The 12,494-nt window shown below is 71.8% G+C and carries 13 protein-coding genes, 1 tRNA gene and 1 other RNA gene; 5 read left to right on the top strand and 10 right to left on the bottom strand.

The genetic code is table 11. From position 1 onward, the window contains the following. Positions 1-116 precede the first annotated feature (116 nt). On the bottom strand, positions 117-290 hold the full coding sequence (locus VFJ94_RS13055; RefSeq protein ID WP_325004653.1) for a hypothetical protein: 174 nt from the start codon (positions 288-290) through the stop codon (positions 117-119). 258 nt (positions 291-548) lie between these two features. Further along, an RNA gene (gene ffs, locus VFJ94_RS13060) (signal recognition particle sRNA small type) lies at positions 549-647 on the bottom strand. 125 nt (positions 648-772) lie between these two features. Between ffs and VFJ94_RS13065 the strand changes: the two genes are divergently transcribed. The 3 genes from VFJ94_RS13065 (at position 773) to VFJ94_RS13075 (ending at position 3,432) form a co-directional block, all read left to right on the top strand. Then, positions 773-860: transfer RNA gene (locus VFJ94_RS13065), tRNA-Ser, on the top strand. 63 nt (positions 861-923) lie between these two features. Beyond that, on the top strand, positions 924-1,931 hold the full coding sequence (argF, locus tag VFJ94_RS13070; RefSeq protein ID WP_325004654.1) for an ornithine carbamoyltransferase: 1,008 nt from the start codon (positions 924-926) through the stop codon (positions 1,929-1,931). A gap of 52 nt (positions 1,932-1,983) precedes the next feature. After that, positions 1,984-3,432: a nitronate monooxygenase gene (locus tag VFJ94_RS13075; RefSeq protein WP_325004655.1), complete on the top strand. Its 1,449-nt coding sequence runs from the start codon at positions 1,984-1,986 to the stop codon at positions 3,430-3,432. A gap of 68 nt (positions 3,433-3,500) precedes the next feature. Here the strand turns inward: VFJ94_RS13075 and VFJ94_RS13080 are convergent, their stop codons facing one another. Continuing rightward, on the bottom strand, positions 3,501-4,037 hold the full coding sequence (locus VFJ94_RS13080; protein WP_325004656.1) for a LytR C-terminal domain-containing protein: 537 nt from the start codon (positions 4,035-4,037) through the stop codon (positions 3,501-3,503). Between the two features lie 37 nt (positions 4,038-4,074). After that, positions 4,075-4,371 carry a type II toxin-antitoxin system VapB family antitoxin gene (locus tag VFJ94_RS13085; protein WP_325004657.1) on the bottom strand — a complete coding sequence of 99 codons (297 nt, stop codon included), beginning with the start codon at positions 4,369-4,371 and terminating at the stop codon, positions 4,075-4,077. A gap of 64 nt (positions 4,372-4,435) precedes the next feature. Between VFJ94_RS13085 and VFJ94_RS13090 the strand changes: the two genes are divergently transcribed. Then, a complete protein-coding gene (locus VFJ94_RS13090; RefSeq protein ID WP_325004658.1) occupies positions 4,436-6,013 on the top strand; it encodes a helicase HerA-like domain-containing protein in 1,578 nt (525 codons plus the stop codon). A 27-nt stretch (positions 6,014-6,040) separates the two neighbouring features. Here VFJ94_RS13090 and VFJ94_RS13095 read toward each other — a convergent pair whose 3' ends face one another. Both VFJ94_RS13095 and VFJ94_RS13100 read right to left on the bottom strand, forming a co-directional pair. Continuing rightward, entirely contained in the window at positions 6,041-6,877 is an 837-nt protein-coding gene (locus VFJ94_RS13095; protein WP_325004659.1) for a helix-turn-helix transcriptional regulator, read from the bottom strand. Between the two features lie 24 nt (positions 6,878-6,901). After that, entirely contained in the window at positions 6,902-7,327 is a 426-nt protein-coding gene (locus tag VFJ94_RS13100; protein ID WP_325004660.1) for a nuclear transport factor 2 family protein, read from the bottom strand. A 161-nt stretch (positions 7,328-7,488) separates the two neighbouring features. On the opposite strand from VFJ94_RS13100, the gene VFJ94_RS13105 reads away from it, so the two are divergent. Further along, a complete protein-coding gene (locus VFJ94_RS13105; protein WP_325004661.1) occupies positions 7,489-8,193 on the top strand; it encodes a maleylpyruvate isomerase family mycothiol-dependent enzyme in 705 nt (234 codons plus the stop codon). A 13-nt stretch (positions 8,194-8,206) separates the two neighbouring features. Here VFJ94_RS13105 and VFJ94_RS13110 read toward each other — a convergent pair whose 3' ends face one another. The 4 genes from VFJ94_RS13110 to VFJ94_RS13125 all read right to left on the bottom strand — a co-directional run. Beyond that, positions 8,207-9,718, bottom strand: a complete 1,512-nt coding sequence (locus VFJ94_RS13110; RefSeq protein ID WP_325004662.1) for an FAD-dependent oxidoreductase — start codon at positions 9,716-9,718, stop codon at positions 8,207-8,209. A gap of 185 nt (positions 9,719-9,903) precedes the next feature. Next, the gene (locus VFJ94_RS13115; RefSeq protein ID WP_325004663.1) at positions 9,904-10,806 is read right to left on the bottom strand and encodes a TauD/TfdA dioxygenase family protein; all 903 of its coding nucleotides are present in this window, start codon (positions 10,804-10,806) and stop codon (positions 9,904-9,906) included. Then, positions 10,803-12,146, bottom strand: a complete 1,344-nt coding sequence (locus tag VFJ94_RS13120) for an LLM class flavin-dependent oxidoreductase (protein WP_325004664.1) — start codon at positions 12,144-12,146, stop codon at positions 10,803-10,805. Before VFJ94_RS13120 ends, VFJ94_RS13115 begins: the two co-directional genes overlap by 4 nt. Before the next feature lie 29 nt (positions 12,147-12,175). Beyond that, a partial coding sequence (locus tag VFJ94_RS13125) for an ABC transporter permease (protein ID WP_325004665.1) occupies positions 12,176-12,494 on the bottom strand: 319 nt, incomplete at its 5' end.

A 12,494-nucleotide genomic window follows, 5' to 3' on the forward strand; every position in this document is an offset into this window, starting at 1 on the left:
CGGGGGCGGACACAGCTGCTGACCTTCCGTGGGGTTGCCCCAGACCCTACCTACCTGCTGGGCCGCGGGCCGGGCGTGGGCCGTCCCGCGCAGGCCGGAAGGAGTGAGGCGTCCCGTCAGGCCACGACGCGGTAGCGCATCCCGTTGTTCACCACCGTCTGGCCGTGCCAGTGAGGTGTGTGCAGGTCGACCTCGGTGCCGAGGCTGAAGGTGTCCCACCGCACCCGCTGGCCCACGTCCAGCACCGGGAGGGGTCCGTTGCCGTAGACGTAGCCGTTGATCGAGTGCACGAGGTTGCTCCCCCCAACGCCGCCTCACCGAATGCCGGCTCGTCGTCGGCCGCCACCTGGCGCGGCGGACCGGCCAGCTGCGCAAGGTTGCGCTCGAGGTGGGGCTCGCGTTCCCGTTCTCGACGGTGAAGCACGCCCCCACGGTCGATGGCGAACATCGGCACGGCATACCCGAGGTCTTGCGCAGAAGCGAACCCGGCGCCAGAGACTACTGCGCCGGCGCTCGGCGGCTGCGGCTGGGCGGTGGGCGTGTCGGCCGCAAACGGGACACCCCGCGTACCTGGAAGAGCTCTCCTACCCTTGCTGCATTCCTGCCCTGGGGGAGTTCGGAGAGGTACCACCACGCGGGGTGCCGTCGGTCAGTGTATGCCGCACGCCGCGGCAGCCGAAAACGCGGGCCTCGTGCCGCTGCCGAGCCTGCACTCCCGACAGGGGTCGCCCGGATTTTCCCGGCGTGGCTCGGCTCCGGTAGCCTCCCCCACGGAGGATTCGCATAGTGGCCTAGTGCGCACGATTGGAAATCGTGTTGGGATAAAACCCTCGGGGGTTCAAATCCCCCATCCTCCGCCACACGGTGACCCCCGGACGCACCCGCGCCGGGGGTCACCGCCTCCCCGAGTGAAAGCACCGTTCATGACCCTCGCCGCCCTGCGCCACCGCAGCGTCCTCAAGGAGAGCGACCTCACGCCCGAGGAGTTCCGCGCCCTGCTCGACCTCGCGGCCGAGCTCAAGGCGGCCAAGCGTGCGGGGCGCGAGGAGCGCCGTCTGGTCGGCAGGAACATCGTCCTGATCTTCGAGAAGACCTCGACCCGGACCCGCTGCGCCTTCGAGGTCGCCGCGGCCGACCAGGGGGCGAGCACGACCTACCTCGACCCGGCCGGGTCGCAGCTCGGGCACAAGGAGTCGGTCAAGGACACCGCCCGGGTCCTCGGGCGGCTCTACGACGGGATCGAGTACCGCGGCGCCGGCCAGGCCGTCGTCGAGACGCTCGCGGCCCATGCGGGCGTGCCGGTCTGGAACGGCCTCACCGACGAGTGGCACCCGACCCAGTCGCTCTGCGACGCCCTGACGATGCGCGAGCACGCCGGCAAGCCGGACCACGAGATCGCCTATGCCTACGTCGGCGACGCCCGTTTCAACATGGGCAACTCGCTCCTCGTCACCGGGGCGATGCTCGGCATGGACGTGCGCATCGTCGCCCCGAAGTCGCTGTGGCCCGCCGGTGACGTCGTCGCCGTCGCGCAGCGGTATGCCGCCGAGTCCGGTGCGCGGCTCCTGCTCACCGACGACGTGGCCGCCGGGGTCGCGGGCGTCGACTTCCTGCACACCGACGTGTGGGTCTCCATGGGCGAGCCCAGGCAGGTGTGGGCCGAGCGGATCGAGCTGCTGACCCCCTACCAGGTCAACGCCGGGATGCTGGCGCGGACGGGAAACCCTCGCGTGAAGTTCATGCACTGCCTGCCGGCCTTCCACGACCTCGAGACGAAGGTCGGGCAGGACGTCAAGGAGCAGTTCGGCCTGGAGGAGCTCGAGGTCACCGACGAGGTGTTCGAGTCGGCCGCCTCCATCGTCTTCGACCAGGCCGAGAACCGCATGCACACGATCAAGGCTGTGCTTCTCGCCACCCTCGCGAACGGCTGAGGACCCGCCCCCGTAGCCTCGGGGTACGCAGATCGGGCTACCGGAGGTCTCCATGACCAGCACCACCACCCCCGTCATCATCCAGGGCGGCATGGGGGTCGACGTGTCCTCCTGGCGCCTCGCCCGCGAGGTGTCCCGGCGCGGTCAGCTCGGGGTGGTGTCGGGGACCGCGCTCGACGCGGTCCTGGCCCGACGGCTGCAGGACGGTGACGCCGGCGGCCACCTGCGCCGGGCGCTGGCCGCCTTCCCCGACCAGGCGATGGCCGAGCGGGTGCTGGGCAGGTACTTCCGCGACGGCGGCCGGCCGCAGGGAGCCCCCTACCGGCCCAACCCGACGCTGACCATCTCCCCGACCCCGGATGCCGTCGAGCTGGCGGTGCTGGGCACCTTCGCCCACGTCTGGCTGGCCAAGGAGGACCACGACGGCCCCGTCGGCATCAACCTGCTCGAGAAGGTCCAGATGGCCACGCCGTCGGTGCTGCTCGGCGCGATGGTCGCCGGAGTCGACTACGTCCTCATGGGGGCCGGGATCCCCCGTGAGGTCCCCCGGCTCCTGACCGGCCTCGCCGCGGGCGAACCGGTGGCCCTGACGGTCGAGGTCCACGGCTCCACGCGCCCCCGCACGACGACCCTCGACCCGGTGGCGCTCCTCGGAGCCCACCTGCCGCCCCTGACCCGGCCGAGCTTCCTCGCGGTCGTCTCGCTTCCCAGCCTGGCGGCCTACCTGTGCCGCGACGAGGCCACCCGGCCGGACGGGTTCGTCGTGGAGGGCCCGCTCGCCGGCGGCCACAGCGCCCCTCCACGCGGGAGGCTGGTCCTGGACGAGGAGGGCCAGCCGGTCTACGGCGCACGCGACGACGCGGACCTGGCCGCGATCGCACGGCTCGGTCTGCCGTTCTGGGTGGCCGGTGCCTACAGCACGCCCGAGCGGGTGGCGCAGGCCCGTGCGGCCGGCGCCGCGGGCGTCCAGGTGGGAAGCCTCTTCGCGCTGTGCGAGGAGTCCGGGCTCACCCCGGCCCTGCGTCGGCGGCTGGTGGAGGAGCTCGCGGCCGGCGACCTCACCGTGCTGAACGACCCGCTGGCGTCGCCGACCGGCTTTCCTTTCAAGCTCGCCCTCCTCGACGGCACGGCCTCGGACGAGGCGGTGTATGCCGCACGGTCGCGCCGGTGCGACCTGTCCTACCTGCGCCAGCCCTACGAGCGCCCCGACGGGTCGGTGGGCTACCGGTGCCCCGGCGAACCCGTCGACGCCTACGTCCGCAAGGGCGGCACCCCCGACGAGACGACCGGGCGCAAGTGCCTGTGCAACGCCCTCATGGCCAACGTCGGCCTGGGGCAGCACCGCAAGGACGGCTACGACGAGCCGGTGGCCGTCACCTTGGGCCAGGACCTCACCGGGCCGCGCCGGCTCCTGGCCGAGCACCCCTCCGGGTGGACGGCGGGCGAGGCGGTCGACTGGCTCCTCAGCGCCCTGCTCGAGCCTGCCGCGGCGCCGGCCTAGGCCGCCCACCTGGAGGCGCCGGAGCTGGGATGAGGGGGGCGTCCGCCGCGCGGGCGTGGGACCGTCGGTCAGGGCTTTGCGCTGGACGATGGACACGGCACCGGGGTCGGCGTCGCCGTGACCGGCGCGGGCACGGGCCCGAAGGCCTTCCATCCGTTGCCGAGCACGAGGTCCACGCTGTCGTCCCCACGCTGGTCGGGCTTGAGCGCGGCTCCGGGGACGTGCCTGGCGACCACCTTGGCGGAGGCCTCGCCGGCCTTGCCGTAGCGGATCTCCGCCGGCGCCCCGATGGTGCGGTTGAGCGGGTCGTTGGCCACCTGCTTGACCCGGAACCCGCGGGAGGCCGCGACCTTGGCCGTCGCTGCGGCCAGCCCGGCACGCTCCGTCGAGTTGTAGACCCGCAGCGAGACGTCGCGCGGGGCCAGGTCGGGGGCCGTGGGCACGGTCATGCATGGCGCCGCCTTGGGAGCCGTCCGCTGGAAGTAGGAGTTGGCGTAGTAGAACGCGGCGGCGAGACCGGCCAGCACGAGCAGGATCGTCACGGCGGCCCGCCCCTGCCGACGCAGGCGCCGCCGTCGTCCGGGGTCGTCCGTGACCTGGCCCATGGCCCCTCCATCCGGTGTCCGCGCTGCCTGGTGTCCCTCAGGAGAGTACGAGAACCCGGGCGTGCAGGACGGGACGCTGCTGCAGCGCGGCGCGCAGGGCGCGGTGCAGGCCGTCCTCGAGGTAGAGGTTGCCCTCCCACTCGACGCAGTGGGGGAAGAGGTCGCCGTAGAAGGTCGAGTCGTCAGCGAGGAGGTTGCGCAGGTCCAGCGTGCTCTTGGTGGTGATGAGCTCCCCGAGCTGCACCACGCGGGGCGGCACGCCGGACCAGTCCTTCGCGCTCTCGAGCCCGTGCTCGGGATAGGGGCGAGAGTCGCCGACGGCCTTGAAGATCACCGGGCCAGCATAGGCGGTCCCGCCTGCCCACCCCGGGGAGCGAGCGGTCACTAGAGTGCGGGAGGTGACTGACGCACCCGCCGCAGGCCCGACCCAGCTCGACGACATCCGCGAGGGCTACGCCTTCGACGGAGGCGTGCTCCGGCTCGGCGCCGCCGTCATCGACGGGCAGGCGCACCCGGACGCCCCGGTCCAGGTGCCGCTCGCCTCGCTCACCCGGCACGGGCTCGTGGCCGGCGCGACCGGCACCGGCAAGACGAAGACGCTCCAGCTGATGGCCGAGCAGCTGGCCGAGCAGGGCGTCCCCGTCTTCCTCGCCGACATCAAGGGCGACCTCTCCGGCCTCGCGACACCCGGCGAGGAGAGCGACAAGGTCACCGCCCGGGCGGCCGAGGTCGGTATGCCGTGGACGCCCACGGCATACCCCACGGAGTTCTTCTCCCTCGGCGGCCGCGGCAGCGGCATCCCGATCCGCGCCACCATCACCTCCTTCGGGCCGACGCTGCTGTCCAAGGTGCTCGGGCTCAACGACACCCAGGAGTCCAGCCTCGGCCTCGTCTTCCACTACGCCGACAAGAACGGCCTCGCGCTGCTCGACCTCAAGGACCTGCGCGCCGTCATCACGCACCTCACGTCCGACGAGGGCAAGGCGGACCTCAAGGCGCTCGGCGGCCTGTCGAGCGCCACGGCGGGGGTCATCCTCCGCTCGCTCATCACGTTCGAGGACCAAGGTGCCGCCGCCTTCTTCGGCGAGCCCGAGTTCGACACCGCCGACCTGCTCCGCACGGCGCCCGACGGCCGGGGCCTCATCTCCGTCCTGGAGCTGCCCCAGGTGCAGGACCGGCCGCAGCTGTTCTCGACCTTCCTCATGTGGCTGCTCGCCGACCTCTTCCACGACCTGCCCGAGGAGGGCGACCTCGACAGGCCGAAGCTCGTCTTCTTCTTCGACGAGGCACACCTGCTCTTCTCCGACGCGAGCAAGGCGTTCCTGCAGGCCATCGAGCAGACCGTGCGGCTCATCCGTTCCAAGGGCGTCGGCGTCTTCTTCGTGACGCAGTCGCCCAAGGACGTGCCCCCCGGGGTGCTCGCGCAGCTCGGCAACCGGGTCCAGCACGCCCTGCGCGCCTACACCCCCGACGACGCCAAGGCGCTCAAGCAGGCGATCGCCACCTACCCGCACACGGCATACGACCTGGAGGAGCTGCTCACGTCGCTCGGCATCGGCGAGGCGGTGGTCACCGTCCTGTCGGACCGGGGCGTGCCGACCCCGGTGGCCTGGACGCGGATGAAGGCGCCGAACTCGCTCATGGACCCGTCCCCCCAGGCAACCGTCGACGCCGTCATCGCCGCGTCGTCGATCGGCGCGAGGTATGCCGCCGTGCTCGACCGCGAGTCCGCCTACGAGCTGCTCGCCCGCCGTCTCAAGGCGGCGCCCACCGCCGACGAGGAGCCCACCCCGGCGACGTCGTCCGAGCCCGCCGCGGAGCCGGCCGCGCGCCCGGCCAAGGAGGAGCCGAGCGTCATCGAGAAGGTGGCCTCGTCGTCGGCCTTCCGGTCGATGCTGCGCTCCGCCGGCACGGTCATCGGCCGGGAGATCACCCGCAGCCTCTTCGGCACGTCACGCCGCCGCCGGCGCCGCTGACCGGCGTACGGGCTCGGATTCCCTTGCCTACGAGTCGAACTCGACATCGTCGAGGTCGCCGTCCACGTCGGCGAAATACGTGATGACCCGGATCTCCGGGTCGTCCGCGACGTGGAGGATGAGCTGACGGAGCTGGACGACGGAGCCGTCGTCGAGCCGGATCCGCTTGGTGCGCCCACGTTTCGGGTCGCTGTCGTGCCGCTCCCACCACTCCTGGGCCTCCGGGTTGTCCGAGAAGACCGCGTCGAGGACGGCGTCGAAAGACGCGTCGTCGGGATGACGGGCATAGGCCTCGCGGAAGAGGGCCAGCTGGTCGGCGGCCTCCTGCTGCCAGTCGGCGAAGAGGCTGCGCGCACCCGGGTCACAGCAGTAGAAGTAGAGCAGGTTGCGCTCGCGCTTGCTCGGTTTGGCGTGCCAGTCGCAGAACAGCCGCCGTGCCGCGTGGTTCCCGCCGAGGACGTCCCAGCGAGCGCCGACGACGTATGCCGGGTTGGGGTCGAGTGCCTCGAGCAGCTCCTCGACCTCGTCCGTCAACTCCTCCGGCTCGGCGGCCCTGCGGGCCGGCCCGCGCTTGGCGAGCGAGTGCAGGTGCGCGCGCTCGTCCGCGGGGAGCCGCAGCGCGCGAGCCAGCGCGTCGAGCACGGCGCGACTCGGGCGCAGGTCGCGGCCTCGCTCGATGAAGCCGTAGTAGGCGACGGAGATGTCGGCGAGCTCGGCGACCTCCTCCTGGCGCAGGCCCTTGGGGCGACGGCCCTTCTCCCGCCGGATGCCCACGTCCTCGGGCGCCAGCTGGAGGCGTCGCGCCCGCAGGAAGTCGCCGAGCGGCGACGGGGTCGGCAGCGAGAGCGGGACGTCGGTGCTCATCCCCCCATCCTGCCAGCGCCCTGATCAGTCGGGCTGGGGCGGCCGTTGCTGGCCGTCCGGCATCGTGTCCGCGTGCCGGTGGGCGACCTTCCACTCGCCGTCCTCACGGCGGTAGACCTGCGTGACCCGGAGCGAGTAGCTGCGCGGCGCCCCGTCGACCGAGGCCTCGGTGTGCTCGAAGCCGACGGTGTAGGCGAGGTCCCCCACCACTTCCGCCGCCACGACCTCGTGGATGTGGGACCGGCAGTCCGAGAAGCCGGCCGCCAGCCGGACGAAGAGCTCGCCGACGTCCTGCCGCCCGGTGGCGGACATCCAGGCGCCGAGGACCGTGACCGGCTCGTGGCGGGACCAGACGGCCAGGCGGGGGCCGGCGTCGCCGTTGTGCAGGGCGATCTCGGCGTCCCGGAGGCGCGAGTCCACCCAGGCCAGCAGGTCTTCCCGGTCGCTCACCCTGCACCTCCGCGATCCGACACCACGACGCTCCGTCGCGCCGCGTGCACCGGTCCTCGACACGGCATACCGGCGTCTCGACCCATTCAAGCCCTCAACGCGCGCCAGCACCAGCAGCGGCGGGCACACCGACGACGTGGGCGGCCAAGTAGGGTCGGCTCGTGGAAGCGGACCGCTGCGTCGACGTGCTGGAGGCCGAGGCTGCCGCCTTCGCCGACATCATCCGGTCGGCCGACCCCGCGACCCCCGTCCCGGGATGCCCGGGGTGGACGCTGGCGGATCTCGCCGCGCACCTGGGCGGCGTGCACCGGTGGGCACGGCATGCCGTCCTGGTGGGCCGGGGCGAGGAGCCGGTCGCTCCCGACGACCCGGAGGAGCGGCACCGCTGGTTCGTCGAGGGCGCGGGCGAGCTGGTCCAGACCCTGCGGTCGGTCGACCCGGCCCGACCATGCTGGACCTTCGCTCCCCCTGGCCAGGCGGGCTTCTGGATGCGCAGGCAGGCCCACGAGACCACGCTGCACCGCTGGGACGCGGCCATGTCCACCGGCGCTGAGGCCGGCATTGCCGAGGACGTCGCGCTGGACGGGATCGACGAGGTCGTCACGATGTTCGTGCCGCGGCAGGTGCGCCTCGGTCGGCTCGCGCCGTTTCCCTCCGTCGTCCACCTCGTGGCGGACGGGCACCGCATCCCCCTGTCGGGGGGCGTCCCCCACTTGGGAGTGGAGCCGGTCGGCATGGTGGAAGGCGCGGCCGAGGCGCTGCTGCTGCTGCTGTGGAGGCGGATCGCGCCGGACGACCCGCGCGTGGTCATCACCGGCGACGAGACCGCGGTGCGCACGCTGTGCACCCAGGCCCTGACGCCCTGAGGCAGCGCTCGGCTCAGCCGCGCACCGACTGCGCGAAACGGAAGAGGTTGGCAGGGTCGACGCCCCGCTTGACCGTCTGCAGCTGCGCATAGGTGCCGGGCCAGTAGGCGTTGCCGTAGTCCGCGATCGCGCTGTCCAGGTAGTTGACGTAGGCCGCCGTGCCACACCACGGCGCCATCGCGGCCCGGAAGCCTCTGACGTAGGCGTCGAACGGCGCCCCGTCCAGCGGCGGGGTCCTGCTTGGCCAGCGAGCCAGATAGTGCAGCATCATCAGGGCGTTGCGGTGGCCGTAGGCGGAGTCGCTCGTCGTCGTGCTCCGCACGGCTCCGCCCAGCCCGACCACGGTGCAACCCGTCCACGTCGCGTTGGTGACGCTCAGTCCGGCCTTGACCTGCTGGATGAGCTTCGCGATGGCGTCACTGGGGAGCGGCTGGTAGACCATGGTCGACGCCCCGGCGGACGGCACCCGTGGGATCGACCCTTCGGGCGGCAGGTGGCACGTCGCGTATGACGTGCACTGTGCCTCGTTGAGCATCGCGGTGAAGTAGCTCTGCGAGCTGACGGAGCGGGACGACGGCTGGACGCCGATGCGCGCGATGAGGGCGCTCAGCTGGGTCGTGAGGGCCGAGGCCGAGCCGATCCACGTGCCGGTGACGGCAAGGGTCGTGCTGCCCGTCGAGGGCGTCGCCCGGAAGGCGAGCTCGCAGTGGAGCCGGGCGTCCGCGGTGGCGATGAAGGACTGGTAGCCGGCGACGACCGCAGCGGCGGCCGCCATCGGGTAGGACATCGAGTAGACCTGGAAGGTCGGCGCGGGGCGCAGCCGGAAGGTGAAGGAGGTCGCGACACCGAAGGACCCTCCCCCGCCGCCCCGCAGCGCCCAGAAGAGCCCCGGCCAGCGGGACGCCGAGACCTGCTTGACCGACCCGTCCGCGAAGACGACGGTGGCTGCGGTCAGCTGGTCGCAGGTCAGCCCCCACGGGCGCGTCAGAGCACCGATGCCCCCGCCCATCGCGAGACCGGAGATCCCGACGCTGCCGCACGTGCCCCCGGGCAGCGCCAGGCCGGCGCTCGAGACCCTCTGGTAGACGTCGATGAGCCGGGCTCCGGCGCCGACGGTCGCGGTTGCGGATGCCGAGTCGACGGTCACTCGCGAGATGAGGGTGGTGTCGATCACGAGTCCGGTGCCCGTCGACCATCCGGTCAGGGCATGCCCGCCGGAGCGGACGGTGAACGGCACGGCATTCGAGCTGGCGAAGGTCACCGCCGCCGACACGTCCGCAGCCGACACGCACCGCGCGACCGCCGACGGCCACACCGCGTCGAACCGCGGGTTGTAGCCATGCGCGACCGCGGCATACCCGCTCGAGCCCTTGACGTAGAGCGTCCCGGCCATGCGCTGCTGCAGCTGCGACCATGGCGGCGTGGCGGCGGCGGCACCCACGGCCAGCAGCGCCGCGCTCCCGCCCACGCCGCGCAGGAGCGCACGTCTCGACACCTCGGCGGTCAGGGACTCGGTCAGCGACATCATCGCTCCCTCGACTGTGAGTGGGCGGCCTGCGGAACTCCATCGACGGTATCCGTGATGTCTCCGTGCGGGACCAAAAGTGCACAAACGGCGGGGATGAGCTCACCCCCCGCGACTGGGCCACGGGAGAGACGCCGGCCAGCACCCCCGAGGCTGGCCGGCGTCTCCGGAGGTCTCGGCCTACGTCAGCTGGAGGGCGTGTAGTGCGACGAGTCGCCCTCGAGAACGCGACTGCGCTCCCCGGTCGAGCCCACTGGCACGTCGCCCGCAACGGTCACGCGGTTGAGGCGGCGCGGCCGGCCGTCGTAGTTGTCGATCGCGTAGTGCTGGGTGACCCGGTTGTCGAACACGACGAGCTGGTCGGGCTCCCAGGCCACCCGCAGGACGTTCTCCGGACGGGTGACGTAGGACTGGAGCAGCCTGACGATGTCGCGGCTCTCACCGGCGGAAAGCCCGACGATCCGCTGGACGAAGCCGCCCAGGAACAGTCCCTTCTCCCCGGTCTCAGGGTGGACGCGGACCACCGGGTGGGCGGTCCGGTAGGTGAGGGAGGTGAACTGCGCCCGGTTCTCCCTCGCCCGCTGGTCGAGCGCCTCCTCCGGCTGGGCGTAGTCGTAGTCGTTGGTGTGGATGGCCCAGAGCGAGTCGGCCAGCTGCCGCAGCGGCTCCGGGAGGTCGCGATACGCAGCGGCGGTGTTGGCGATCAGCGTCTCCCCGCCGTAGGGCGGCACGACCTTGCTCACCAGGGTGGTGACCTTGGGCGGGGACCGCACGAAGGTGACGTCGGTGTGCCAGTGGTTGGCCACGCCCCGCTCGCTGTCGACCGGCAGCACGCGTGGGGCACCCGCTTCCGCCGCGAGGGTGGGGTGGGCCGTCGTGAGGTCGCCCAGGTGCGCGGCGAAGCGCTCCTGCTGCTCCTTCGAGAGCGGCGCCCCCCGGAAGACGAGGGCCTTGTGCTCGAGCAGGGCACGGTTGAGAAAGTCGATGGTGTCCGCGTCGAGCTCGGCGGAGACGTCGACGCCTGCGATCTCGGCGCCGATGCGCCCCGTGAGCTTGCGGGCGATGCGGTCGGTGGCGATGGTGGTCATGCTGCGTTCTCCTTGCTGGATGTGAGGCGGTTGGGGTTGACGGGTCTGGGAAGGTCGTAGTGCTCGCGCAACGTGGCGCCGGTGTACTCCGTGCGGAACAGGCCTCGGCGCTGCAACTCTGGGACGACGTGGTCGACGAAGTCGTCCAGGCCGCCCGGCAGGGTGGGCGGCATGACGTTGAAACCGTCGGCGGCGCCGTGCTCGAACCAGTGCTGGATCTCGTCGGCGACCTGGCTCGGCGTGCCCGCGACGACGCGGTGGCCGCGACCGCCGGCCAGCCGCTCGAGAAGCTGGCGCACGGAGAGCTGCTCGCGCGCGGCGAGGTCGAGGACGAGCTGGCGCCGGCTCTGGTTGCCCTCGGTGCTGCCGCCCACCGGCGGAAGCGGTGCATCGAGGTCCCGCTCGGAGAGCTCGATGTCGAGCATCGCCGACAGCTGGGCAAGCCCGTACGCGGGGGTGATGAGGCTGTTCAGCTCCGCCTCGCGCTCCCTTGCCTCCCGCTCGGTGCGCCCCAGGACCGGGCTGATGCCGGGCAGAACGAGCAGCTCGTCGGGGTGACGCCCGTATGCCGCGAGCCGCGACTTCACGTCCGCGTAGAACGCCTGGCCCTCCTCAAAGGTCCGCTGGGCGGTGAAGACCGCCTCGGCGAACCGCGCGGCGTACTCCCTGCCGGTCTCGCTGGAGCCGGCCTGCACCAGGAGCGGGTGGCCCTGCACGGGACGGCGGATGTTCAGCGGTCCTCGCACCCGGAAGTGCTCGCCCCGGTGGTTGATCGGCGAGATGCGGTCGGTGTCGGCAAAGATCCCGGACGCCTTGTCGGCGACCACCGCGTCGTCGTCGAAGGAGTCCCAGAGCGCCTTGGCAACCTGGACGAACTCGATGGCCCGGGCGTACCGCTCCGCGTGGTCCGGTCGGTCGGGCAGGCCGAAGTTGCACGCCTCGTCCCGCCCGGCGCTCGTGACGATGTTCCACCCTGCGCGCCCACCGCTCAGGTGGTCGAGGGAGGCGAAGGCCCGGGCGAGGGTGTAGGGGTGGTTGTAGGACGTCGACGCGGTGGCGATGAGGCCGATGGACGTCGTGGACGCGGCCAGGGCGGAGAGCAGCGTGAGCGGCTCGAAGGCGCTGTGCGTGTTGTGCTTCACGTTTCCGTGCAGGGCCATCCCATCGGCGAAGAAGATCGAGTCGAGCCGGCCGCGCTCAGCCGTCCTCGCGATGTCGACGTAGTGCTGGAGGGTGAGCGACGCGCTGGGCGTGACGTCGGGGTGGCGCCACGCCGCCTCGTGGTGGCCGTTGGCCATGAGAAACGCGTTGAGGTGCAGCTGTCTGGGCCTGGTGCTCATGGTGCTCAGTCCTTGCGGGTCGTAGGGGGTCAGCGAGATTGCGAACCGGCGCGCCATCGTGAGAAGTGCTGCTCGAGACGCACGAGTGCCGTGTTCACGAAGAGGCCGAAGAGCGAGACGGTGAGGATCCCGGCATACATGTCGGTGATCTGAAAGCTGCTCTGGGAGTTGACGATCAGGTATCCCAGCCCTGCCTTGGCGCCCACCATCTCGGCCGCGATGAGGACGAGGATCGACGCGGTGCCGCCCATGCGGATCCCCGTGAAGATGGTGGGCACCGCCGACGGGAGGACGACCTTCCGGAAGAGCTGCACGCTGCTCAGCCCAAGCGACCGTGCGGCCCTGACG

It is taken from the genome of Intrasporangium sp. (genome assembly GCF_035688975.1).
Lineage (GTDB): Bacteria > Actinomycetota > Actinomycetes > Actinomycetales > Dermatophilaceae > CALMNV01.